The sequence below is a fragment of the Streptomyces chilikensis genome (genome assembly GCF_001642695.1).
GTDB classification, from domain to species: Bacteria; Actinomycetota; Actinomycetes; order Streptomycetales; family Streptomycetaceae; genus Streptomyces; species Streptomyces chilikensis.
Genome location: NZ_LWCC02000142.1, coordinates 1 through 24,743, shown reverse-complemented (window position 1 = coordinate 24,743; position 24,743 = coordinate 1). Strand labels below are relative to the sequence as shown.

The following is a 24,743-nucleotide window of genomic DNA, read 5'->3' as shown; positions in this document are numbered from 1 at the left end:
GAGCAGTGCCGCACACAGCCCCCGCACGCGATGCCTGGCGGCACGCCGCCGGACGTCGCCCGGCTCTGACGGCAGGCTGACCCGGTGGCGCACGCGCGGGTTGCCGCACGGCGGTATGACGGTCTTCTCCGACGCGACCCAGCAGGGTGAACACGGCTACGGAGGCGGTCGTCGGAGCACCTCGAGCCGGGTCTCGCGCTCGTCGGCCCGGTGCTTGCGGTGCTGGAGGATTTCGCGTGCGAACGTCGCGTCGAAGGACTGGGCGAGTGCGTTGTCCGCCGAGCTGCCGGTCGCGCTCCCGGACCGGTGGGCGCGCGGGCTCGGCGGCAGGCTTCGGCGAAGGCCCGACCGGTGTTTCGGCGCCGATGCCGGCGAGTTCGACGGCGGACCGGCCGGCGGCCTCAGCGTCGGCGCGGCCGTACGCGTCGTCGGTCTCGGCGATTCGGCGCTGGAGCTCTTCGCGCAGGATCACGAGTTCGGCGAGCGGCGCCAGGGCGGGCCAATTCGGCCGCGTGGAGTTCCCGGACCCGCTTCAGGATCTGGTCGGTGGCCGTAACGCCGGAAGAGTGGGGTTCCGGGCAATTACAGGCCGCTTGCCGTCCGCCGTGCACAGTACCCACAGAGGGATTTCTGCCCGGGTGAACGCCGCCGCGCGGCAGAAGTCGGACCGCACCCATGTGTGTCTGGAGAAGGCCGCTGAGCGGAGCAAGTTATATGTTTCTGTTCCAGAAACACCCGGATTGCTGACGTGCCCCGCGATGCCCCGCATCCGGGGGCCGCACTTTCCGCCGGCCGGTTCGAGCACGAACCGGACCATTTTCGGGAAGGGCGGGAAAGACCCTGGCGTGAGCCGCACGCCCCCGTCGTCCGCCCGCCGCTCCCGTGCTCCCGAGCCGCGCACGAAACGGGTGAACCTCGCCCGCAGCGACGCGGAGCACGTGCCGAATCTCGCCACAGTGAACAGGTATCTCCCCTCACGAGGCCGCACTGATATTCACCTGATGTCTCAGCGAGAGCCCCGCAAAGAGCAGTGGATCGGGCCAGTTTTGACCAGCGCATCCAGACATCTCGATGAGAAGCCCTGTGGGCGGCAGCGCGACGTTCGGCAAGACGTCGACGCCTCGTCAGGTCCACTGCCGACGGTGGCGGGCGGCATCGCGCGGGGGAAAGCGCCCGTGTGGTGACGGCGGGCCTCGCACCGCGGTCGCGTACGGCGCGAGGTGCCCGGCCGGGTCACCTGCCCGGGTGCCGGTGTTAGCGGTAACAAGACGGCTTGGCTGCCCTGGTCGGCGGCCCGCCGGGCTTGCCTCCGCCGGAAACGAGGAACATCATCAGCCGCAGCTCAGCGGCCATAACGGCAGCGGCTCTCGGCGCCGGGCGGTGATTTTGACGTCACGCACCTGGCTGGCCGTGCGTGTTAGCGGTAACAATGAAACCGCACAGTCCGACCCCGCCCACCCGGCTCGTCGGCAGTCGACACCCCTGCGGACGAGGCCTCCGGCATGCCCGGCAGCCGCTCGTGCTCGCTCGGAGCGGCGGCCCCCGCCGGGTACCGACCGCTTCCGGGACGCCTCGCCGACGCCACGCGCCGACGGAGCGCCCGATGTCGAAGGGACGACGATGACCGAACGGTTACCCAGGCGGCTGTCATGCCTCCTCGCCACCATGGCCGCCGTACTGGCTCTCCTGGTGGCCTCGCCCCAGGCGCCCGAGGCGCAGGCCGCCCCCGGCAGCCCGGCCCTCACCCCGCCGATGGGGTGGAACAGCTGGAACAGCTTCGGCTGCCAGATCACCGAGACACAGGTCCGCCAGGCCGCCGAGGCGATGGCCTCCTCCGGGATGCGGGACGCGGGCTACCGGTACGTGGTCGTCGACGACTGCTGGTTCGACCCGCAGCGCGACGCCCAGGGCAACCTGCGCGCGCACCCCACCAAGTTCCCCAGCGGCATGAAGGCGCTCGGGGATCACATCCACTCCCTCGGCCTGAAGTTCGGCATCTACCAGGCGCCGAACGAGAAGACCTGCGCCCAGGGCAGCGGCGCCTTCCCCGGAGCCACCGGCAGCCTCGGCCACGAGGCACAGGACGCCCGCACCTTCGCCTCCTGGGGCGTGGACTACCTCAAGTACGACTGGTGCTCCAGGAACGGCACCCGCGACGAGCAGGTCGCCCGGTTCGGGATCATGCGGGACGCGCTGCGCGCCACGGGGCGTCCGATCGTCTACAGCATCAACCCCAACAGCTACCACGCCATCACCGGCGACAAGTACAACTGGGGCGAGGTCGCCGACATGTGGCGCACCACCGAGGACCTGCTGGACATCTGGCAGAACGGCAACGTCAACAGCTACCCGATGGGCGTGGGCAACGTCCTGGACGTCACGGCGCCCCTGGCCGCACAGTCCGGTCCCGGGCACTGGAACGACCCGGACATGCTGGTGGTCGGACGGCCCGGACTCACCCTGAACCAGTCGCGATCGCACTTCGCGCTGTGGGCGCTCATGGGCTCGCCGCTGATGGCCGGCAACGACGTGCGGTCGATGTCCGCAGACATCAGCGCCGTCCTGCGCAACTCGCGGCTGATCGCGGTCAACCAGGACTCCCTGGGCGCCGGCGGACGGCGGGTGCGCGACGACGGGAACACCGAGGTCTTCGCCAAACCGCTGTCCGACGGCTCGGTGGCCGTGGGGCTGTTCAACCGCGGCGGCTCCACCGCGACCGTGAGCACCACCGCGGCCCAGATCGGGCTGTCCGGCGGCCCGTTCACCCTCACCGACCTGTGGACCGGCGCCACCTCGACGAGCAACGGCCAGATCTCCGCCTCGGTCCCCTCCCACGGCATCGCCGTGTTCCGCGTGTCCGGCGGCACGCCGTTGGCCAGCCAGACCTCGCGGCTGCGCGGCACCGGCTCCGGCCGCTGCGTCGACGTGGACAACGCGTCCACCGCCTCCGGCTCGGCCGTCCTCGTCTGGGACTGCCACACCGCCGCCAACCAGCTGTGGACGACGTGGGCGGGCGGTGAGATCCGGGTGTTCGGGGACAAGTGCCTCGACGCCTACGAGCGGGGCACCACCAACGGCACCCGGGTGATCATCTGGCCGTGCAACGGCCAGGACAACCAGAAGTGGACCCTGGCCTCCGACGGGTCGATCCGCAACACCCTCTCCGGCCTCTGCCTGGACGTCGAGGGGGCCGCCACGGCGAACGGAAGCCGACTCGTCCTGTGGAGCTGCAACGGACAGAGCAACCAGAAGTGGAGCCGCACCTGACGAGGTGACCGCCGCAGGGCGCCCGCGCCGACCGGTCCTCCCGGCGGCGCGGCCCCTGCCCGGCCGTCGCCGTGCTCGTCGCGCACCCGCACCCCCCCACACCGGGGGAGGACGACCGGTGTCGCATCCGTCATCGCTCCGCTCCATGCGGGTCTCCCGTCGCGGTCCCGCCCGGCTGCTCGGACTCGTGTGCTTCCCGGCCCTGTTCCAGCCGTCCGTCGCCCGGGCGGACAACCCCCTCGTCCAGACCGTCCACACCGCAGATCCGCCCCCCTGGTCCACAACGGCCGGGTGTACCCGTACACCGGCCACGACGAGGACGGCTCCACCTGGTTCGCCATGAAGGAGTGGCGGGTGTACCCGTCCTCCCGTCCTCCGGCATGACCAACTGGACCGATCACGGCTCCCCGATGAGCCTCGCCACGTTCAGCTGGGCGAGCGCCGACGCCTGGGCGCTTCTCGTACCCTCGTGGAGCACCACCACGGACCGCTGGGCCCGGCAGGGAACCGTCGCCCGCGACCACTGCTGTGTCCCGCACGCGGCCAAGGCCGCGTGCGGGACACAGGACATCCGGCCGGCGACTACGCCCGGCTCGACCGGGTGCTGCCGCTGCTCCTGGACGCCGCCGCGCGCAGCACCGAACGCGGCCCGGCCGGCGCCGCCCGGGCCGCCGACGTGTGGGTGATCACCGCTGATGCCGTCGAGGTCGAAGCCCGTGGCCGGCATCCGGCGGGCATCGGACTGCGGGTGACCACCGACGCCGGTTACGCGCCTCACCACATGGCGCTACGGCTCGTACAGGACGAACAGGGCGTGTGGCTCGTCGATCAAGCGATCTCTCTCGAGGAGTCCACCGGCACCAAGGCCGTACGCGCGCCTCTGGCCCGCACCTGACCAGCACAGCAAGAACAGCCGGCCTGCCCGAAGGGTCCCTCACGCCCGCCTGTCCGGCCATGACCTCGCGGGCCCATGGTGGCCCGGTCAGCGGCTGGCGCACCGAGCCAAAGCCGGCTTGGCCTTCCACCTGTGCCGTGCCGGACCGAAGGCGGGCGTGGAGACCCCCCAGCCTTCTGCCATGCTCTTGGTTGGCTTCGTTCACTTCAAGCAGCGGTGCTTGTCTGCTGGTTCGGGCAGCATTCGGTGATCTTGAGGTTCATGGATGTTCACGAGAAACAGCAGCAAGTCCATGGGACGGTCAGCCGCCTGTGACACGTCTGTCCCTGAATCTGTGGCACAGGATGATTCGGTAGCCCGATCAGGTGAAGCGCGGGCCACGTCGGTGCCACCGATGTGAGATCGATCAAGGAATCGCGCAACGCGTGAGGGTGTCGTCGCGTGCCCGTCAGGCGCCGAAACGGCCGCGTGCACTCTCGATGTGACCGAGGTACTGGTGGGTCCAGCCGCATATGGCGTCGACCGCGGTGCGCAGGCCCCGGCCCGGCTCGGTGAGGGTGTACTCGACCCGCGGCGGCACAGTGGGATGCACCTTCCGGTCGACCAGGCCATTGCGCTCCAGCATGCGCAGGTTCTGGGTGAGCATCTTGTGGCTGACGCCCTCGACCTCGCTTCGCAGCTCGCTGAAGCGCAGGGTGCGCTCGCCGAGCGCCTCGATGATCAGGAGCGCCCATTTGTTGGCGACGTCCGAGAAGATCTCCCGCGCCAGGGAGTCTGCGCGCCGCAGGTCGGCGTCCTCGGGCAGGCCCTTGAGCAGTTGCTTGGTCACCATTAGGTTCCTCAGTCACCGAAAAGTGCGTTCTTCCAGGTCAACCGTCACTCTCCTACAGTTCCTGAGTAACCACAAGAGAGCAAACCGGAAGGGTGAGCACCGTGGACACCATGGACGTCTTCAACTACAACGTGCCGGCCGAGAGCGACTTCGGCTACTCACAGGCGATCAGGTCCGGCGAGCTGATCCACGTCTCTGGACAGCTCTCGTTCGATGAGGCAGGCGAGTTCCTCCACGCGGGCGACTTCGCCGCCCAGCTCAAGCAGACCTACACCAACATGGACAAGGTCCTGGACCACTACGGCACCACCCGGAACCAGATCGTCTCGCAGACCCTGTACGTGGTGAACCTGCGGCAGAACGCCGCGGCGACGGCGGAGGGCAACCTCGGGTACTTCGGCGACCACCGCCCGGCCAGCACGGTCTTGGGCGTCCCTGAACTGACCTTGCCCGGCCAGGTCATCGAAATCAGCTTCGTCATCGACACGAAACTGCCCGCTTGAGGTCTCCTCCTCGCACGCTCTCCCGCCAGTTCCACGGCCACGTCGCCGAAGTCGGCCTCCGCCTCAATACCGGGCGGATGGGTGTGCGGGATGAACCGTGATAGGCGCCTCGCCCGCCTCCACCGCGATCTCAGGCTTCCGGCCGGCGACATAGCCCCTGACCAACGCGTAGGACACGTCGGCGCCGTCTTCCTCGATCAGCCGGTGAAAGATCCGGGGGGACTGCTGCGTGATCGGGTGACAGTGGGGATTTACGCAGCGAGTGCTGTGTGAGGGGTCATGATGGTTTCGTACTCGACGGGCGTCAATCGGCCCAGGCGGAGCTGGCGCCGTCTGCGGTGGTAGGTGCGTTCGATCCAGGTGACGATGGCGATCCGGAGTTCGTTCCGGGTCCGCCAGGGGCGGCGGTCGAGGACGTTCTTCTGCAGCAGCGCGAAGAAGCTCTCCCTGGCCGTGTTGCCGCCGGCCGAACCGACTCTTCCCATCGAACCGACAAGGCTGTGACCTGCGAGAACGGGCACGTACTTCCGTGAGCGAAATTGCGATCCGCGATCGGAGTGAACGACGCGTCCGGCGACCTGGCCACGGCGGGCGACTGCGGATTCCAGGGTGGACGCCGCGAGGCTGGACTTCGTCCTCGAGTCGATGGAGTAGCCCACGATCCGGCCGGAGTACCCGTCCTTGACCGCGCACAGGTACAGCTTGCCCTCGCCGGTGGCGTGCTCGGTGATGCCGGTCAGCCACAGCCGGTTCGGTGCCGCAGTGGTGAAGTTGCGCCGGACCCGATCATCGTGGACGGGCGGGCCCGCCTTGGCTTCTTGCCGCGGCCCTTGCGTTTACCGAACGCGCTCCACCAGCCGTTGTCGCGGCAGGTCCGCCATCCGGTCCGCTCGGCCGTCGCCTGGCCGGCGGCCCGGGCCTCGTCGACGAGGAAGCGGTGGCCGGACTCGGGATCGTCGCGGCGGGCGTCGAACAGGGCGTTGGCCCGGTGGGCCCCGGTCAGTTCCGCGTCGGTGACCGGACAGGCCAGTCACCGGTAGTAGGGCCGGCGGGCCAGCCCGAGCACCCGGCACGTCACCGCCACCGGCACCCTCGCAGGCGCATCGGCGGCGGCCAGCTCGCGGACGAGCGGGTGCATCATTTCGTCGGCGGCCACCTGTTCCAGCGTCACGCCGGGCTCGCGGTTGCGCGCGACCCGCACGATGTTCTCGCGGAACTCCTGGGGACAGGGCTTGGGCACTGCGAACATCCTTCCAGGCCGCTTCTCAGCAAGCCAGGTCAGGTGTCACCCAACCCTGCAGCAGTCCCCTCTTCGGGATCGAAGTTGCCGAAGGAGAGCGACTCGAATGCGCGTCACGGTCCGGTCTGAAGAACCAGAGCCGCTGACGCGTCGTCCGGAGCCGCGAAGAACTCGACGATGATGCTCACCCCGGCATCATGCCCAACCGTCCACGACCCTGATCGACCGGGCAGGTCCGAGTCAGTCGCTCCCGCACAGCGGGAATCCCACCTGGACGGCATGATGGATGGCTTCCTCGGCAGGATGCGGAATCAGGGCAGAGCAGCGTGCCCGCGCCGCATGTGGTCGTCGACGGTGCGCAGCAGCCCGTGCAGGGCCTCCGGCATCGCCCAGCCGATGACGGGAGTCAGGACGGCGGTCATCGCCTGCCCGCCGGGAAAGAGCACGAGGGCGGACTGGGCCTCGGCGGTGAGCGGAGTCAGGAACGCGCCGCAGAAGGGGTGCTCGGACTCGACAGCGGCCTGAAGGAAGTCCTCAAGGGTTGCGTGATCCCCCTCGTACACCCAGTTGACTCCCAAACCGGCAAGGTGCGGGAACATGACGCCGATCTCCCAGCGGGCCATCGGCAGCAGTTCGTAGTCGTCCACCGGCTGCTGATCCGGTGCCCGGAGCCTCTCCGTCAGGGAACGCAGGCATGCGACGGCATCCGTGCCGGCGCCGGCACGCTGCAGGAGGTCACGGAACACCGGCGGCATCGCTGTCGCCAAGGCTCCCTACGACCCGGGGTCAGGACCGCGGCCCGGATCCTCGTCGATCTCGGTGACGGCGGTGGCTTCGCAACCGCCGGGCACCTGGCCGCCTACGCAGGCCTCGCGCCAGCCACCCGCAGATCCGGCTCGTCCATCCACGGTGAACGCCCTTCCAGGCGAGGGAACCGACAGCTCAAGCGCGCCTTCCACCTCGCCGCGTTCGCCTCCCTGTTCCAGCCCGGTTCACGCGCCTACCACGACAAGAAACGACGCGAGGGAAAACACCACGTCGCAGCGCTCGTCCGTCTGGCCCGACGCCGCATCGACGTCCTCTTCGCCATGCTCCGCGACGGCACCTTCTACGAACCGCCCAAGGTCACGACTGCTTGACGAAAACCACAGGGACACTTTTTGCTCCCGCCGCGCAACCGTTCCACCCCGACGACACGGGCCGCGACCCCCAGCGCCTCGTGCACGATCCCTGACAAGGCCTCACCAGTCGTCAACCGGCGCATCCGTCGACCCCCTCCTCGGCATCCTCGGCCCGGCGGCGTGGAGGCGGTAACGCGTCGGTCAGGCGTCACGGCAGCGAGCGTGTCAGCCACACCACCTCATCGCCGTCCTCCGCGGCGTCCGCCCAGGCTCTGACGCATCGGTGCCGGATCGTACTGGGCTGTGCGGAGGGGACTCTTGATCTAATTCCCGGCGCAGGACGCTAGACCGCCGGAGTGATGGCGCCGAACGGCTCATAGGCAAGAACGTCCGAGTGAGTCGAGCCGGACCATTCTTCGATGACGATGACCTCGGTCGGATTTCCGTCCTCGTCGCGGCCGACTCCGAGCGTGGCGCGGACCAGACCCTGCGTTTTTTCGCCGCGCAGCCGGGCTGTCTGCCGTGCCACCAGCGCTTGGGCGCTCGCGTCGTCCGTGGCGGGAAGCCGCCGTGTTATCCACTTCTCCGCGACCGTGTCGCCGTGCGCAACCACAGCGACAATCTCAGTCAGCGACCGATCCCGCTCGATGTCGGGGAACCGGTCGTCGATCGTCGCGCGAGGGATCGGCGCGACGTGGTGAACGTAGTGGTCGCGTGCGGCGGCGGTGGTCCACAGCGATTGGAGGAACAGTGTCGGTTCTCCCGGCGAGTGAAGCACCGAGAACTGGATCAGCCCGTCAGACCAGGGCATCGCCTCCAGTGCGCCGCGAGCGGCTTTGTCCGCCTCTGCTGCCGTGGGCAACCGCCACCAGCTGTCAATTCGGGCTTTGGCATCGTCATGGTGAGTGGCAACCTGTGTTGGCCGCATCGCTCGGGCCTGGTTCTGCTGATCGGTCATGCCTCCACTCTGGACGTTAAACATTTGTTGAAGGCAAGGCCCCGGCGGTGGGAGAGTGTCGTCATGGCAGACACCAGGAATCTGGCTGATGCGCCGCCGGCCGCTGGTCCACGCGAAGCCGGCTTGACTGTTGGCGACGTCGCTCGGGAGTCAGGAATTGCCACTTCGGCAGTGCGCTTCTATGAGCGGTACGGCGTGATCGAGGCAGAACGAACCAGCGTCAACCACCGGGTCTTTGATCAGTCGGCGGCGTGTCGGATCAAGGTGGCCAAGTTGGCCCAGGGCATCGGCTTGACCGTTCGCGAGATCGCAGAACTGCTCACCGACTTGCCCCCTGATCCCCAGCCCGACGACTGGGCCAAGATCGCTCACGAATTGATGGACGAGGCTGAGCGCCGAGTGGCCGCACTGCGCGGCTACCTGACGGAGATCACCTCTACCGGCAAGCTCTGCGAGGTTGTCGACCGGATGAGTTAGAACCCTGCGCCGGGGTTCGAAAGAGGAACAGCCTCCTCATCAACCGAACTCCTGGCGCAGGACACCGGCCCTGCCGCTGGCCCGCCGGCCGCCGGCCGCCGGCCGCCGGCCGCCGGCCGCCGGTCAGGGCATGACCGGAGACGGCCTGGTAACCGCTGTCGCCTGAACGCGTGTGCTGCTAGGTTGCCCCTCTCTGTTCTCTGTGACGTCTCGGACGTCAGGGCGCTGGAGTTCCGGGGGAGGAACGAGAGTGAGAGTCACCCTGGCCGTGGAAGCGGCCGGCCATGCCGATCCGGTGGCGGAGGCAGACGATCTGTACGCCTGGCTGCGCGAGGATCCGGAGCTGCGCGCGGTCGCCCTGCGGGAGCCGCCCGGCCGCCCGGACGACGGCGAGATGGGCGCGCTGTACGAGCTGGTCACCCTTCTGCTGGAACCCGAGGGAACGGTCGCGGTGTTCGGGGCCGCGGTGGTCGCGTGGCTCCAGACGCGGCGCGGGAACCAGACCGTCACCATCCGCCGGCCGGACGGCACACGGATCGTCGTGTCCTCCGAGCGGGTGCGCGGGCTGTCCGCCGAGGGCGCGGCCGAACTGGCCCGGCAGATCGTCAGGGAACTGGGCGATGAACGCGACGACGGGGAGAAGGCCGAGGAGGCCGGCCGGACCGACGGGGACGGTGACGGCGGCGGCAGGAGGGACGAAGACCGTGGCCGGGACGACGGGGTGAGCTGACGATGGCCTTACCGGGCGTGACGGGTGACCTGGCGGCACCCGCCTGTCACGCGGTGGTGGTGGGGACGGGCCGTCATCCGGGCGACCTGCTTCCCGGCCTCCCCTCCGCGGTGGCATCGGCCGAGGCCTTGGCCGAGACGCTGAGCACGGTGTGCGGCATGGAGGACCGGGTCACCCTGCTCACCGACCCGACGTCGCCCAGCGAGGTGCTCGAGGCCCTGACGGAGGCGGTCGACCGGGCGGCGCCCGCGGAGGGCCGCCCGGGCAGAGGCGCGGTCCTGTTCTGCTTCATCGGCCACGGACTCCGCGGCCCCGGCGGACGGCCCTACCTCGCGACGGCGGCGACCAGGTCCCTCACCGACACCGCCCACGCGGTGCCGTACGCGGAGGTCGAGCGGTACCTGAGCGACGGCGCCGCCGACCCGGTGGTGATCCTGGACTGCTGCTTCGCGGGCAACGCGCGGGAACCGGGCCGGCCGCCGTCGGCGGACCTGTTCGGCGGCTCCCGCCCGGACGGCAGCTACCTGCTGGCCGCCACCCAGCGCAACACGCTCGCCTACGCACCACCGGACGCGGAGTTCACCCTCTTCACGGGACACCTGCTGCGGCTGCTGCGGGAGGGCGACCCGGGCGGCGCGAAATGGCTGACGCTGGCCGGGGCCTACCGTCTGCTCGACCAGAGGCTCCAGGGCGCGGCCGCCCGGCCGTACGGCGGCGGCACCGCGCGGATGGGCGATCTGGTGCTCACCGCCAACCGCCGCTACCCGTCACGGCCGGAACCGGAGCCCGGACCGCCGGCGGAGGACCCGGACGCGGTGTGCCCGTACCCGGGTCTCGTGCCCTTCCTGCCCGAACAGCACCGCTGGTTCTTCGGCCGCGAGGAGGTGACGCGGGCTCTGCTCGGGCGCTTGGCGGACACCCGGCCGGCCCGCCCGCTGCTGGTCATCGGCACGTCGGGGGTGGGGAAGTCCTCGCTGCTGCGGGCCGGACTCGGCGTCGAGGCGGAGTCGGCGGGGCTCGGACCGGTACGCATCGTGCCGTCGCCGGGGCAGCGTCCCTTCAGGACGCTGGCGGAGGACTGGGCGGCGGCGGTGGGGCTTCCCGTCTCCGAGACCGTGCGGGAGATGGAGCGGGGGCGCTTCCCCGCCGGCGCCTCCGAGGACGGCGGTGCCGACGAGGCCGGTGGCGCCACCGTCGGCAGCGGGCTCCCCGCCGGCCGCCGGGCGCCCTCGGTGCTGGTCGTCGACCAGCTGGAGGAGTACTTCACCCACTGCGACGATCCCGACGAGCGGCGGCGCTTCGCCACCGTCCTCTCCGCGGCCGAAGGCCCCCGCATCGTCCTGGCCCTCCGGGCCGACTACTACGACGACCTGTTGAAGGACCCGTACCTGGCTCCGCTCGCCGGTGCCGGCCACTTCACCGTTCCCGCCCTGGGGAAGGCCGAGATCCAGGCCGCCGTGGTCGCCCCGGCCCACCAGGTGGGCCTGCGCTGGGAACCCGGCGTCCCCGAACTGCTGTGCCGCGAGGTGACCGAGGAACGAGGGGGCGGCGGAGCGGGTGACGCGGCCGCGCTGCCGTTCCTCGCCCACGTGTTGCGGGAGATCTGGCTGCGCCGTCGCGGCACGGAGCTGACCCATGCCGCCTACCAGGAGACGGGCGGCATCCGGGACGCCGTGGCCCGCACGGCGGAGCGCATCCACGACGGTCTCGACGAAAGCGGCCGGGCCCGGCTGCGGCAGCTGATGCTGGCGATGGTGCGGGTGGCCGACGGTGAAGGACGGCTGGTGCGCCGGACCGTAAGCCGCGAGGAGACCGCGGGAAGTGAGGACCTGCTGCGCCGGCTGGCCGACGCGCGTCTCGCGGTGGTGGACGAGGACGGCTCGGCGCGCCTGGGCCACGACTCGCTGCTGCACGCCTGGCGGCGGCTGACCGGCTGGATCGAAGAGGCACGCGACCAGTTGCTGCGACTGCGCCGGCTGACCGAGGCCGCCGAGTCGTGGGCCGAGAACGGCAGCGGGCTCTGGGAGGACGACAGCCTGGAGCAGGCCCGTCGTCTCGTCGGCCACGCCGCCGGCCGCCGCCCGGGGCGGGCGGAGTCCGCCGGCCCCACGTCCTCGGCGGCCGCCGCGGTGCCGCAGGTTCCCGTCCGGCCCGTGGTGCGGGACTTCGTCGACGCGAGCGACCGGGCGCAGCGGCGCAGGCGGCTGGTCACCCGGGCATGGGTGGCCGGGCTGTCGGCCCTGGCACTGGTGGCGTCGGTCCTCGCGGGCTGGGCGTTCCGCGAGAACGGACGGGCCGCCGAACGTGAACTCGACCTCATCGCCAGGGAACTGGCGACGAAGGCGGACCAGCTGCGGCCCAGCGATCCGCAGACCGCGTTGCACCTGAGCCTGGCCGCGTACCGGACGGCCCGGACGCCGGAGACCCGGTCGAGCCTGTACGCCGCGGCGACGACGCTCGCACCGGTGCGGCTGGCGCCCGCCGGGGAACACCGCGAACCGGTCCTCAACCTGGCCTACAGCCCTGACGGGCGGACCCTGGCCGCCGGTCACCGGCGCGGCCGGATCCAGCTGTGGGACGTGACGAAGCCCTCGGTGCCGGTCGAGGCGGACGCGTGGAAGGCGGAGGGCAACGCGGCGCTGGCCTATCACCCGACGCGCCCGCTGCTGGCCGCCGTGTCGCCGACGGCCCTGACGCTCTGGGACACCGAGGATCCGCAGCGGCCCCGGCAGGTGTCCCGGACCGTCCTGGACGGGGCCAGGACGTACAGCGTCGCGTTCAGCGGCGACGGCAGGACCCTGGCCGCGGGCAGCCAGGACGGGCGGCTCCGGCTCTGGGACGTGCGCGACCCGGCCTCCCCGCGGCAACGCGCCGACCGCGAGGTCGCGTCGGCCGATCTGATCTCGCTGGCGTTCACCCGCGACGGGCACGGCCTGGTGACCGGGAACGGCAACGGCGAGGACCGGGACGGCCGCAAGCAGCCGGCACAGGTCCGGCTCTGGGACGTGCGCGATGCCGCCCGCCCCGTCCTGCGGGACACGGAACCGGCCGACACGGTGATGTCGGTGGCGGCGCATCCGCGGCAGGACCTGGTCGTCGCGGCCGGTGCCTGGTCCAAGGTCGCCTGGTGGGAGGTCGTGGACGGCCGGCAGCTACGGCGGGTGCGGATGGAGGACTGGGAATCGTTCACCCGGGACGACACCCCGTCGCTCGCCTTCAGCCGCGACGGCCGGTTCCTCGCCGCGGCCAACAGGAGCGCGGGCGTCAACCGGATCGACGCGACGGCGGACGTCTCCCGGCTGGCGGACTCCACGTCGGCGAACCTCGCACGGCTGCCCGCGCTGGAGGAGACCCGGGCGGTCGCCTACCGCCCCGACGGCACGTACCTGGCCGCCGGCGACGTCGGCGGTGAGATACAGCTGTGGCCCGAGACCCCTTGGGCGCCGTCCGTCCCGGGCAGCCCGTCCTCCGGCGCCCAAGCGGGAACCGGCGCCTTCACGGCGGACGGCACCCTGGTCCTCACCCAGGACATCCGCCGGGGGGCCACCCGCGTCTGGGACGTCCGGAACCCCGCGGCGCCCATGGCGCGCCACACGATGCCCGAGAAGTGGGAGGCGAAGTACTTCCTCACCCGCCTGGACTCCCCTGTGCTGCTCGCGCACCACTGGGCCGGAGGCGAGGAGCACACCTTCCAGCTCTGGTCGTTCGGTGACCACGGTGCCGTGCGCAGGAGCACACCCGTCCCGGTCACCGCCGACACGCCGGTCGCCGTCGTCAGCCCCGACAACCGGTTGCTCGCGGCGGGCTCCCGGGAGGAGGGCGGGGTGACGCTCTGGGACCTGCGGGACCCCATGAAGCCGGTCCGTCGCGGCAGCATCGAGTTGCCCCTGAAGACCCAGCCGTTCAACACCGGGCAGGCGTGGTTCGCGGGCGACCGGACGCTCGCCACGATCGAGGACGGACGGCACCTGAGGTTCTGGGACGTCTCCGACCCGGCCCGTCCGCGCGAGGGCGGCCTGATCGAGGAGGCGGCGTCAGGGGCCGGAGCGGGCTTCGTCTCGTCCTCACGGCTGCTGCTCACCGAATCGGTGGGTGCCGGTGTACGGCTGTGGGACGTGTCCCGGCCCGGCCACCCCGCCGAAGCGTCGGAACTGCCGGCCGCGCCGGGCGGTTACATGCCCACCGTGGAAGGAGAGCTGGCGACCTCACTGGGCGACGGCACCCTCCAGTTCTGGGACGTCACCGACCCCTTCGCGCCCCGCAGGAAGCGGGCCATCCGGCTCGATCACCAGGTGAGCTCGATCCGGCTGACGGCGGACGCCCGCCTCGCGGTGACGGGCAACCCTCCGAGTCTGTGGTCCGTCGGGAAGGACGGTCGGTGGGACACCCCGGCGTTCGTCCGCCTGGACGGAGTGGAATCCGTGGTGGTTCCCCCCGCCGGCTCGCCGGGCGGAAAGCCCCGCTGGATGGGAGCGGTCATCGACGACGACGACGGGGAGGCGATGTACTTCCTCGACTTCGACGCCGACCGGCTGCATGAGGCGATGTGCGAGTCCTTCCCCATGAGCGTGCCCGAGGAACGGTGGCAGGTCCTGTTCCCGCATCTGGAACACCGGAGCTCCTGCGGCTGACCCGCGTCAGGACCGGTGGCCGGCCTCTCCGTCCCGGCCGGGCCCGGCAGCGGCCGGGACTTCCCTGACCCGGCCTTCGTCCGCGATGCGGAACCACCGAGGATCGGCCGAGGGGCGTCCACCCGGGTACGACGGGCGCTCGACGAGGCGGAGAAGCCCGTGCGAGACATGACCGAGAAGGGGACCGGCGCCTTCGAAGCGCAGCAAGAAGAGGACCGTCGCCTTCGAGGCGTGGAACGGCCGATCGGTGGCGGGGGATCCGGCCGGACGGGCCGGACGGGCCGGGCGCCGCTCCGGCGAACGCGGTGGCGTGCGTCCTGCGGGAGGGCGAGCCGGTCCCACGGCTCTCCACCCCACCGCTGGGCCACCGGCGTTTTGGCCATCCGCCGCTCGGCAGGCACTCCCGCGCCGCAAGGGTCCGTGCATCGCGCACCTTCGCTGACCCGCCCAGGTCCGGGGTGCGCTGTTCGTCCGAAAGACGTGTGTTCGAGATTCGGGTCTGTGTCGTTGGGCCCGGTGCACCGCCCGTTCACTCCAGGAGGGGGCACGTTGACATCGTCCAGAGCTTCCACGGACCCGGCCGAGCACGGCAAGAAGGCCGCAGCCGCCGAGGAAACGATCTCCGACGCCGAGCGCGAGCTGTTCGGCGGCCGGCTGCGCTACGACTACTCGTTCGTCCGTCACGAAGGATCGATGGCCCGGCTCGGGTTCGGGCACATGGCGGCCGCCCTGCCGCGCATGGTGGGAATGGTGCTGCGGACCGGATGGCAGGCCGACCCGCGCGCCCTGACCGGGGTGATCGTCGCGCAGCTCGGGCAGGGGGTGACGGCCGCGTGGGGGCTGGTGGCGGTCAACCGCGTGCTGACGGAGCTGTTCGCGGACGGCCCGACGGCCGGGAAGCTGCGGGAGGCACTGCCGTCGCTGCTGGTGCTGGTGGTGACGGGGGTGGTGTCGGCGTTGCTGGCGGCGTGGTCGACCGCGATGTCGGGCCGGCTGGAGCCGCAGGTGGAGCGCGCGGTGTCGGCCCGGTACCACGCGGCGGTCAGTGAGGTGGAGGTGGAGGCGACCGAGCAGCCGGGCGTGCAGCGGATCCTGGAGGCGGGGAGGTTCGGGACCGACTCCGCCCGGAACATGCTGCGGCTGTCGGTCGGGGTGGGCGGCGTGGTCATCGGCATGGTGGCCGCGGCCGTGGTGCTGGTGTCGCTGCACTGGGCGCTGCTGCCGATGCTGCTGGTCGTCGCCGTGCCGAAGGGGTGGGGCGCGGTCCGCTCGGCACGGCGGGAGTACATCTCGCGGCTGCACTGGATCGATCACCGGCGGGCGATCGCCTCGCTGCTGATGAACCTGACCCAGCGGCACGCGGCCGGGGAGATCCGGGTGCACGCGGTCGGCTCCCGCCTGCTGGCGGGGTACGAGGAGATGTCCCGGCAGATGGAAGGTGAGCAGCGGCGTCTGGCACGTGCGCAGGCAGCCACCGACCTGGTCGCGGGCGGCTTCGCCGGTGTCGCGTCGCTGGGCTGCTACGGGGTGCTGTGGTGGCTGCTGTCCGCGGGCGGGCTGCCGCTGGCGGTGGGCGGGACGGCGGTGGTCGCCATCCAGACGTCGACGTCGCGGCTGTCGTCGCTGGTGCAGCAGGTGAACGGGCTGTACGAGGAGCTGCTGTTCCTCACCGACACCGAGGACGCCATCGAGACCGCCGCCCGGCACGCCATTCCCCGCACCGGCGCCCCACTCCCGGCGCCGGTGCGGGCGGTGCGGACCGAGAACGTGAGCTTCACCTACCCCGGCGCCGACGTGCCCGCCCTGGACGGGGTGAGCGTCGAGATCCGCCGGGGCGCGGTGACGGCCCTGGTGGGGATGAACGGCTCGGGCAAGACCACGCTGACGAAGATCCTCGCCGGGCTGCTCCTTCCCGGTGAGGGAAAGGTGTGGTGGGAAGGCGGGCGCGGCGAGCGGGTCGAGGTGCGTGAGGCGGACCGCGGCGAGGTGTTCGCCGCCGTCGGCGTGCTGGCGCAGGACTTCCCGCGCTGGCAGATGACCGCCGCCACCAACGTCGCCCTCGGCGCCGGCGACCGCCCCCGTGACCTGGACGCCGTCCACCGGGCCGCGGCGGACGCCGGCATCGCCGACGTGGTCGAGAAGCTGCCGCACGGCTGGGACTCCATCGTCACCAAGGGCTACGAGCGCGGCGTCGAACTGTCCGGCGGGCAGTGGCAGAAGCTCGGCACCGCCCGCGCCCTCTACCGCGACGCGCCCGTCCTGCTGGTCGACGAGCCGACCGCGGCCCTCGACCCGCACGCGGAGATCGCCGCCTTCGACGGTCTGTGGTCACTCGCCCAGGACGGCCACGCCGTCGTCCTCGTCACCCACCGCCTGGCCGCCACCATGAACGCCGACCACATCTACGTCCTCGACCAAGGACGCGTCGTCGAACACGGCACCCACCAGCAGCTCATGGCCACCGAGGGCGGCCTCTACCAGGGCATGTTCGCCGCGCAGGCCGCCCAGTACGGCCTCACCCCCGACACCGCGATCCCCGGCACCGAGCTCCCCGGCCCGCGCACCACCTCGCCCTCCGACCACGAGGAAGCCCGATGACACCCGGTCACACCCACCTCCGCGAGACCGTCGAGGCGTACCTCATCCGTCACCCGGCCGAACGCGACGCCCTCGCCGGACTGCTCGCCGCGCCGGGACCGCCCGAACCGATCGTCCCCTACGCGCGGGAAGCGGTCACCGGCATCGCGCAAGGCCGCGCCTACACCGAGCTGGGCTGGGAGGAACAGACGTGACGCTTCCGCCCACCGCGCCGGACATCGCCGGGGCTCTCTCGGTCCACTACGGGTTCACGCCCGCGTCGATCGGCGAAGGACCCTCGGGGACCGCGACCCGCAACTACCTGGCCGAGGACCTCGACGGCCGCCGCTGGTTCGTGAAGACCTACCCCGACGGCACCGATCCGGCGGCCGAGGAACAGGCACTCGCCCTGGGCGAGTACGCCCGCCGCGCCGGTGTCCCCGTGCCGGCGGTACGGCCCACGGCCCCCGACGGGCGTCTCGTCGCGGCAGCCGACGGCCTGTCGCTGTCCGTGTCGGCCTGGGTCGAGGACGCCGAGACGGCCGAGGGCGGGCTCTTCGGCGACCGGTGGGCCGCGGTCGGCGAGACCCTGGGCCGCCTCCACCGCGCCCTCGCACATCACCCGGCCGGCCCGCCCCGCCCCGTCCCGGCACGCCAGGTGTGCGATGTCGAACGGGCCGAGCGGCGCCTGCGCGGGCTTCTCGCCCGCTGGACGGCCGCAGCGGTGGCGAGCGAGTTCGGCCGGTGGGCCCGGCAGACGGCGGCCGACCGGCTCGGCGCGCTGCCCGGGGTGGCGGTCCTGCTGGAGCCGTTGCCGCCGGAACTGACGGTCCAGGTCGTCCACGGTGATCTGGCCTCTCCCAACCTGCTGCTGCGGGGTCGGGAGGTCGCGGCTGTGATCGACTTCCGGCCGCCCCGGCCCCGGAGCGCCGCCTGGGAGCTCGGACGGATCGTCCTGGATCCGCGCACCGTCCTGGCCCGTCCCGACGACTGGATACCGGGCCTGGCGACGGCCCTCACCGCCTACCGGGCCGCGAATCCCGCCCTGCCCACCGCGGATCTGCTCGCCGTACCCCGCGTGGCCGCGGGCCACCTGGCCTGCTCGGTCTATCCGCTGTCCGAACCGCTGGACGACCCGGCCGCGGTCACTCCGGCGCTCGAGGCGTACGGGCGGGCCCGCCACCAGGCCGGGTCGGTGCTGCGGGAACACCTCGACGAGGCCGAGGAGGTACTGCGTGACGTCCTGTGCTGACCCTCCCGTCCTCGTGGCCGGCACGCCGCCGTGGCGGTACCGGGACTTCCGCCGTTACCTGACGGGCCACTCGCGTGCGACTCGTCTTCCGCGCCCACGCCCGGGCGGGACAGCCGGAACCGTGCGCACCGGACCGCCGCCCGCGGTGGCGGTGGCGGTACCCCGACAACCTCTCCACCCCTTGGTGTCCCGTACGCGCGCCGCCGTCACCGGCATCCGCGCCGGACACGCCCACACGGAAGTGAACCGGCCATGAGCACCCACCCGCACTCCCCACCCACCGGGACCGTGCCGTCCGGCATCGAGCGGCGCAACCTCCTCCGGTGGACCGCCTACGGCACCCACCACCTGACCGCGCGGACGGAAATCCCCGAGCCCGAGCGCGTGTACTGGGGGTACTGGCAGGAGGTCGGCCCCGGTGAGGAGATCCTCGGTGACCTGGCCGGACGCCGCGTGCTGGACCTCTGTTCCGGCACGGGCCGATTCGCCGCCCACCTGGCCGCCTCGGGCGCCCGGGTGGACGCGGTCGAAGGGGCGCGCTCCCAGCACGAGCGTGCCGTCGCCCGCTTCGGGGGCCGGCCCGGTCTGCGGCTGATCCACGCGGACGCCGTCGACCACCTGGAGCGGGCGGAGCCGTACGACGTCGTCCTCTCCGCCCACGGGCTGTCCTACCTCGACCCGCGCCGTGTCCTGCCGGCGCTGACCCGCGCCCTCCGGCCCGGCGGACGGCTCGTCTTCTCCGTCCTGCACACCAACTCCGCCGGTGACGGCCCGTACGACACCGTCACCGCCCGGCCCGAGGCCCTCCACCTGAAGGGGATCGGGCCCGTCACCGTCGACATGTGGGTCCTGGCCCCCGCGCTCTGGGAGTCGCTCGTCACCGACTGCGGGCTGCTCGTCGACCAGGTCGACCTCCTCGCCTCACCCAAGGAGGGCGACTCGGTCACCTGCACGCTCCTGCGCGCCCGCCACCCCGGCTGACACCGCGCGACCCTTCCGTCCGACCCGCGACACGACACCCGTCCGAAGGGGACCGATCACGATGGACCCCTCCGTCCGGCAGACCATCGAGGCACTCGCCCGACACTTCGACGACCACGACGACCGGCTCGGCCTCACCCCGCACGAGCAGTGGACGCTCCAAGTGCTCAAGCTCGCCGAGGAGACCGGCGAGGCGGCCCAGGCCGTCATCGGCGCACGCGGCACCAACCCCCGCAAGAAACACATCCCCGCCGACTGGAGCGACGTCCACGCCGAAGTCGCCGACGTCGTCGTCACCAGCCTCGTCGCACTCCAGCGGATGCGCCCCGACGACGCGGCCGCCTACCTCCGCGAGCAGCTCGCCTCGAAGGCGGAGAAGTTCCTGCCCGCACCAGCCGCCCCGGCCGAGCCCCGGGCGGTGTGACCGCGATGGTCTGGCACCCTCCCGAGCAGTACATCGCCGCCCTTCCCGAGGCCACCGTCCACGGCTGCTCCCACGGCACTGGCGAGGACGACCGCCGCCTGCGGCTCCGCCCGGCCCGGAACCCGAGCCTGTGGCAGCGGCCGGGCGACCCTATGCATCCTGGGGAGCCCTCCGCCAGCCACCTGATGCGGCTGCCCCACCACTCCGTCACGCTCAACCACGACACGACGGCCCCACCGGAACCCTCGCGACGGCGGCCGACCTTCTCCTCACCCGTCCCCAGGAGATCCCGTGAGCAAGCGGAAGACCGCCGCAGACCCCCCTGGCCGACCGCCCTCACCCGCCGGCACGCCCAACGCAGGGCTTCTCCAGCCTCCCCGCTACAGTTCCGGCTCGTGACCGACCCCACCCACCGAACTGCTGCGGACGACGACGCGCTTCTGGAGAGGCTGCACGCACTCGCATGGGGTGCGGAAGGCGCGATTCCTTCCCGCGGAGGCCTCCCGGACAAGCCCTTCCCACCTGTCACGATGGCCGAAGTCGAGCACGCGGAACAGAAGCTCGGGCATCGGCTGCCCGAGTTGCTTCGGCGCATCTACACCGAGATCGGGGACGGAGGATTCGGGCCGGATGGCGGCCTCGCATCACTGATACCGCGCAGCATTCCGCACTGGGACGTCCAGGACTGGCCCTGCGCAACCGCCGTCCACGACCAGCGGCCAGGATGGGGGCCACCGGCCTCGTGGTTCTTCCTGACGGGTGGCGGCTGCACCATGGAGTGGTACGTCTCCCTGATAGCGATCGACAATCCGGTGCTTCTCCGGGACGCCGACGGCTGGGTACCGGAATGGGGCCAAAACCCTCACGATGGCCTGTGCTACGCGGCACCGTCTCTGCGTCAATGGCTGTGGACCTGGGCGGACGGAGGGGACGTTTGGGACGAGGCACTGGTGCAGATCAAGAACGACGTCAGCAACTGAACGTGACGCACACGGTGATCTCCATGGGCAGGGAAAACGCAGAGTAAGTCTGCACAGAGCACCATCCCCACAGGTCGAATCACTTTGCGTCCCCGAGGCCACAGCCCCTTCGGGATGCAGAGATGAATCGCACAAGACATTAGGTGCCGCGCCAGTTGAGGGTGGTTTCGTGGGTGAGTCGGCGGCTCATGAGGTCGATGGCGGCGATGTGGATCATGGCTGCTGATCGGTGTGGGTGGGTCTCGTGGTCGCGGGCGAGGTGGCGGTGGTGCATGAGCCAGCCGAGGGTGCGTTCGATGACCCAGCGGCGGGGCTGGACGGTGAAGGTGTGGCTGCCGGGGGTGCGGTGGACGACTTCGAGGTCGATGCCGCGGGTGGCGGCGTGTTCGACGGCGGCGTTCTTGTAGCCGGAGTCGGCCCAGTCCTTGGTGACGCGGGGGTGGTGGGCGGCGATCTGGTCAAGGAGGCGGGCGCCGGCGGTGGAGTCGTGCACGGCCGGGATGAAACCCAGGCCCGGCAGCCGGCGGCTCTGGCCTTTCGGGGCGGGAGTGAGAAGGATGGCCACGGGTATCACCCGCCGGGTCCGGGAACGGGCTCCGGGATGACAGGAAACAGGGAGCGTGAAATGACGGACGCCGAGCGGCCCGGACCACCGGAGCCGATCCGGGTCTTCCTGCTGGACGACCACGAGGTGGTGCGGCGGGGGGTGCACGACCTGCTGGACGACGAGCCGGACATCACCGTGGTGGGTGAGGCCGGCACGGTCGAGCAGGCTCTGGTGCGCATACCGGCCCTGCGCCCGCAGGTCGCCGTCCTCGACGTGCGCCTGCCGGACGGTGACGGTGTGAGCGTCTGCCGCGAGCTGCGGTCGCGCATGCCGGACCTGGCGTGCCTGATGCTGACCTCGTTCGACGACGAGGAGGCGCTGCTGGACTCGATCATGGCGGGGGCCTCCGGCTACGTGCTGAAGCAGATCCGGGGCTCCGACCTGGTGTCGGCCGTGCGCGCGGTCGCCCGTGGCCAGTCGCTGCTCGACCCGAGTGCGACCGCCAGGCTGATGGCGCGGCTGCGGGACGGGCAGCCGAAGGAGGAGGAGTCCGAGGACCTTCCCGGGCTGACCGGGCGCGAACGCGAGATCCTTGCCCTGATCGGGGAGGGACTGACCAACCGGCAGATCGGCCAGCGGCTCTACCTCGCGGAGAAGACGGTGAAGAACCACATCTCGCGGCTGCTGGCCAAGCTCGGTGTCGAGAGGCGGATCCAGGCGGCCGTCATCGCCACCCAGGCCAAGGACCGCCTGCGGCAGCAGGGCGACTGAACGGGGCAGGGGACCGTCGGCCGCCGGGCGGGGACAGCGGCCGCCAGGTGAGGGTCGCTGGCCTTTGCCCCCGAGCACGGGGATCGGCGAAAACTGGCTGAACTTGAAGAAGGTTCCCCATGACCGCCCCATCACCACGGGACGGACGGCTCGCCGGAAACCCTGGCTGCCGCCGACTGGGCGGCCCGCGAAGCGTTGCTGCGTGACGTGCCTCTGCGTCTGGTGCACGCCTCGGTACGGCAGACCCCCGTCTTCGCCCTGGGGTCCGGGCTGGGCGTGCTGGTGCCGTCGGCCGAGGTGCGTCGCGAGTACGCCCGCAGCCTTCTGGACGAGGCGCGGGCCCGTGGACCCCGGTGGCGACGGCAGTCGGCCCGGACACGTGGTGGTGACACCCCTTGCGGGGGCCGCCTTCGGGATCCGGGTACGCGGTCACGTTCCGGCCGTCGACCGGCCCGTGGAAGCCGCAGGCAAGGACACCGCACCCACCCCGCTGGAACCACTCCTCGTCGCGTCGATCGCGTCTGGTGCGGCGCATTGGGCGGGCGGGTACCTCCACCGTCACGGCATCACACGGCGCGGGCTGTCGGTGCCGGCCGAGTTCTGCACGGCCGAGGACCGTCCCGCGCGTCGCGGAACCGGCGCTCACCGTCCTGGTGCCGCACCTGGCCCCCGCCCGCGTCGCGCTCTGCGCGGGTGGTCTCCCACCGCACGCCGGGCAACCCCACGGACGTGGCACCCGACGTCCGCTGCGAGCAGGAAGACGCCCCCGGCCCGCGTGACTTCCCCTGGCTCAGGACGCGTGCCGTCCCCCTGACCGTCCGTCACCGCCCCCGCCCCGCCCCGGACAGGTCCCGTGGCGGGGCGGTCGTCGTCGGGGCGGGACCCGGGGCGCTCTCCGTCCCCGGCCGTCCCGTGCACGTCGGGCCGGGTCACCTCGGGGTCCCTTTCTCCCACGCACCCGCAGCAGCCCTCCCGCGACCGCCATGCCGTCCTCCCGGCCGCCGCCCCTTCGCGTCCGGGACCCCACGACCGAACGTCCCGGCGGGCAAGGGACGTTCGGTCCCGTGCGATGACCCATCAGGCACCCGGTGCGGGGCACGGGCAGGCGGGAGAGTGAGTGGTGTCAGGAACGACCGGACCGCCCCTCGAAGGGAAACCCATCATGGCCGTGCACCAGCACACGAACGGCACCGTCGGCCGGCACCTGCCGTCCCTGCGCCGCCACCGGAGCTCCGCCGCATCCGAGGCCGCCGTGTCGGCCCGCACCCGGACGCGCACCGCACGGGCCTACGCCTTCGCCACCGCCCGCCTGCTGATGGGCTTCGTCTTCCTGTGGGCCTTCCTCGACAAGACGTTCGGCCTCGGCTACGCCACCCCCTCCGGCAAGGGATGGATCGACGGAGGCTCGCCCACCGTCGGATTCCTCGGCCACGTCTCCGTCGGGCCGATGGAGACGACCTTCCACTCGTGGGCCGGAGCGGCCTGGGCGGACTGGCTGTTCATGCTCGGCCTGCTCGGCATCGGCCTCGCCCTGACCGCCGGGGTCGCGCTGCGCCTGAGCGCTCTCGCGGGCACCGTGATGATGGCGCTGATGTGGGTGGCCGAGTGGCCGCCGGCCCAGCACCTGTCGGACGGCTCCCCGAGCATGTCGACGAACCCGTTCGTCGACTACCACCTGATCTACGCGGTGCTGCTGGTCGCCCTCGCCGCCGCCTCCGCCGGCGACACCCTCGGCCTCGGCCGGCTGTGGGCCCGGCTCCCCGTCGTCCGTGACCACGGGTGGCTGCGCTGAACCCCGCCGGTGCGGTGGGACGCGAACGGCCCACCGCACCGGCCCACCGCCCCGGTCCACGGACCGGGGCCCGGGGAGAACACACACCACACGTCTCAGAAAGGTGGGCACCATGCCCGGAACGATCACCCTGGGACGGGTGGCACACCGGGTCCTGCACCACGCCCACTGCCCCGTCGTCGTGCCCGGCCCAGGAGTGGCCGACCGCGGTCCAGGTTCCGACCCGCACGCCGCCCCAGCCGTCCGCGGGACCCGCCCGGGGCGGCGTCCTCGCCGAGGCGGCTTCCGCTCCGCTCCCGCCGTACCCGCCAGGGTCACCGTGCCCGACGCGCAGACACGGCCGGCACCGAACCGGCCCGAGACCCCGTCCTCGCACCGCCCACACCCAGGAGGAACTGAGATGAAGCAGACCAAGGTCGGTGCGGTCATGACCACCGACGTCGTCCGGGCCGCGTACGACACCCCGTTCAAGGAGGTCGCCCGGCTGCTCGCCGAGCGCCGGATCGGCGGACTGCCCGTGGTCGACGAGGACGAGCACGTCGTGGGCGTCGTCTCCGAGTCGGACCTGATGGCCCACCAGGTGAAGGCGCCGCTCCCTCACGAACCGGCCCGCGGGTTCCGGTTCCCGGCCCTGACGCCCGCCGCCCGGCGCCGGGCGGCCAAGGCCCGGGCGCGGACCGCCGGCGGCTTGATGACCCCCTCGCCGGTCACCGTGCGCGCCGACGAGAGCGTCGCCGAGGCCGCCCGGACCATGGTGCGGCGGCA

18 protein-coding genes and 3 pseudogenes are annotated in these 24,743 nt (G+C 71.7%); 16 read left to right on the top strand and 5 right to left on the bottom strand.

Annotated elements, in window-relative coordinates; translation table 11 throughout:
- Window positions 1–1,620: 1,620 nt before the first annotated feature.
- Together A2U95_RS27475 and A2U95_RS27465 are read left to right on the top strand one after the other, a co-directional pair.
- On the top strand, window positions 1,621–3,267 hold the full coding sequence (locus A2U95_RS27475; RefSeq protein WP_166027940.1) for a glycoside hydrolase family 27 protein: 1,647 nt from the start codon (window positions 1,621–1,623) through the stop codon (window positions 3,265–3,267).
- A gap of 553 nt (window positions 3,268–3,820) precedes the next feature.
- Window positions 3,821–4,162, top strand: a complete 342-nt coding sequence (locus A2U95_RS27465) for a hypothetical protein (protein ID WP_166027904.1) — start codon at window positions 3,821–3,823, stop codon at window positions 4,160–4,162.
- 448 nt (window positions 4,163–4,610) lie between these two features.
- On the opposite strand, the gene A2U95_RS27460 is transcribed toward A2U95_RS27465, so the two are convergent.
- Window positions 4,611–4,994 (bottom strand): winged helix-turn-helix transcriptional regulator, encoded by a 384-nt coding sequence (locus A2U95_RS27460; protein ID WP_166027938.1) that lies wholly within the window; start codon window positions 4,992–4,994, stop codon window positions 4,611–4,613.
- Window positions 4,995–5,095: 101 nt separating this feature from the next.
- On the opposite strand from A2U95_RS27460, the gene A2U95_RS27455 reads away from it, so the two are divergent.
- Complete coding sequence (locus A2U95_RS27455) at window positions 5,096–5,497, top strand: RidA family protein (protein ID WP_166028386.1); 402 nt, start codon at window positions 5,096–5,098, stop codon at window positions 5,495–5,497.
- 251 nt (window positions 5,498–5,748) lie between these two features.
- Here the strand turns inward: A2U95_RS27455 and A2U95_RS33035 are convergent.
- Together A2U95_RS33035 and A2U95_RS27435 are read right to left on the bottom strand one after the other, a co-directional pair.
- Window positions 5,749–6,641 (bottom strand): annotated as a pseudogene (locus tag A2U95_RS33035) (IS3 family transposase); the annotation flags it as partial.
- A 407-nt stretch (window positions 6,642–7,048) separates the two neighbouring features.
- Complete coding sequence (locus tag A2U95_RS27435; protein ID WP_166027902.1) at window positions 7,049–7,384, bottom strand: hypothetical protein; 336 nt, start codon at window positions 7,382–7,384, stop codon at window positions 7,049–7,051.
- Window positions 7,385–7,519: 135 nt separating this feature from the next.
- Here A2U95_RS27435 and A2U95_RS27430 point away from each other — a divergent pair.
- Window positions 7,520–7,876 (top strand): annotated as a pseudogene (locus A2U95_RS27430) (transposase); the annotation flags it as partial.
- Window positions 7,877–8,201: 325 nt separating this feature from the next.
- Here A2U95_RS27430 and A2U95_RS27425 read toward each other — a convergent pair.
- The gene (locus A2U95_RS27425) at window positions 8,202–8,816 is read right to left on the bottom strand and encodes a hypothetical protein (protein ID WP_166027936.1); all 615 of its coding nucleotides are present in this window, start codon (window positions 8,814–8,816) and stop codon (window positions 8,202–8,204) included.
- Between the two features lie 63 nt (window positions 8,817–8,879).
- On the opposite strand from A2U95_RS27425, the gene A2U95_RS27420 reads away from it, so the two are divergent.
- From A2U95_RS27420 to A2U95_RS27380, 9 genes are all read left to right on the top strand, one after another.
- The gene (locus A2U95_RS27420; RefSeq protein ID WP_166027934.1) at window positions 8,880–9,293 is read left to right on the top strand and encodes a MerR family transcriptional regulator; all 414 of its coding nucleotides are present in this window, start codon (window positions 8,880–8,882) and stop codon (window positions 9,291–9,293) included.
- A 250-nt stretch (window positions 9,294–9,543) separates the two neighbouring features.
- Complete coding sequence (locus A2U95_RS27415) at window positions 9,544–10,023, top strand: effector-associated constant component EACC1 (RefSeq protein WP_166027932.1); 480 nt, start codon at window positions 9,544–9,546, stop codon at window positions 10,021–10,023.
- 2 nt (window positions 10,024–10,025) lie between these two features.
- Entirely contained in the window at window positions 10,026–14,654 is a 4,629-nt protein-coding gene (locus tag A2U95_RS27410) for a caspase, EACC1-associated type (RefSeq protein ID WP_166027930.1), read from the top strand.
- 693 nt (window positions 14,655–15,347) lie between these two features.
- Complete coding sequence (locus tag A2U95_RS27405) at window positions 15,348–17,252, top strand: ABC transporter ATP-binding protein (protein WP_420857070.1); 1,905 nt, start codon at window positions 15,348–15,350, stop codon at window positions 17,250–17,252.
- Window positions 17,249–17,446 carry a hypothetical protein gene (locus A2U95_RS27400; protein ID WP_166027926.1) on the top strand — a complete coding sequence of 66 codons (198 nt, stop codon included), beginning with the start codon at window positions 17,249–17,251 and terminating at the stop codon, window positions 17,444–17,446. Before A2U95_RS27405 ends, A2U95_RS27400 begins: the two co-directional genes overlap by 4 nt.
- A complete protein-coding gene (locus A2U95_RS27395; RefSeq protein ID WP_240958234.1) occupies window positions 17,443–18,483 on the top strand; it encodes a phosphotransferase enzyme family protein in 1,041 nt (346 codons plus the stop codon). The genes A2U95_RS27400 and A2U95_RS27395 overlap by 4 nt, the downstream gene beginning before the upstream one ends.
- A gap of 252 nt (window positions 18,484–18,735) precedes the next feature.
- Window positions 18,736–19,464: a class I SAM-dependent methyltransferase gene (locus A2U95_RS27390; RefSeq protein WP_166027924.1), complete on the top strand. Its 729-nt coding sequence runs from the start codon at window positions 18,736–18,738 to the stop codon at window positions 19,462–19,464.
- 61 nt (window positions 19,465–19,525) lie between these two features.
- Complete coding sequence (locus A2U95_RS27385) at window positions 19,526–19,888, top strand: MazG-like family protein (protein ID WP_166027922.1); 363 nt, start codon at window positions 19,526–19,528, stop codon at window positions 19,886–19,888.
- Window positions 19,889–20,283: 395 nt separating this feature from the next.
- Window positions 20,284–20,868 carry an SMI1/KNR4 family protein gene (locus tag A2U95_RS27380; RefSeq protein ID WP_166027920.1) on the top strand — a complete coding sequence of 195 codons (585 nt, stop codon included), beginning with the start codon at window positions 20,284–20,286 and terminating at the stop codon, window positions 20,866–20,868.
- 139 nt (window positions 20,869–21,007) lie between these two features.
- On the opposite strand, the pseudogene A2U95_RS27375 reads toward A2U95_RS27380, so the two are convergent.
- Window positions 21,008–21,364, bottom strand: a pseudogene (locus tag A2U95_RS27375) (transposase); the annotation flags it as partial.
- A gap of 129 nt (window positions 21,365–21,493) precedes the next feature.
- Here A2U95_RS27375 and A2U95_RS27370 point away from each other — a divergent pair.
- The 3 genes from A2U95_RS27370 to A2U95_RS27360 form a co-directional block, all read left to right on the top strand.
- Window positions 21,494–22,186, top strand: coding sequence for a response regulator (locus A2U95_RS27370; RefSeq protein WP_166027918.1), 693 nt, complete (start codon window positions 21,494–21,496; stop codon window positions 22,184–22,186).
- 1,162 nt (window positions 22,187–23,348) lie between these two features.
- Complete coding sequence (locus A2U95_RS27365) at window positions 23,349–23,978, top strand: DoxX family membrane protein (protein WP_166027916.1); 630 nt, start codon at window positions 23,349–23,351, stop codon at window positions 23,976–23,978.
- A 400-nt stretch (window positions 23,979–24,378) separates the two neighbouring features.
- On the top strand, window positions 24,379–24,743 hold a 365-nt coding region (locus A2U95_RS27360), incomplete at its 3' end, for a CBS domain-containing protein (RefSeq protein ID WP_166027914.1).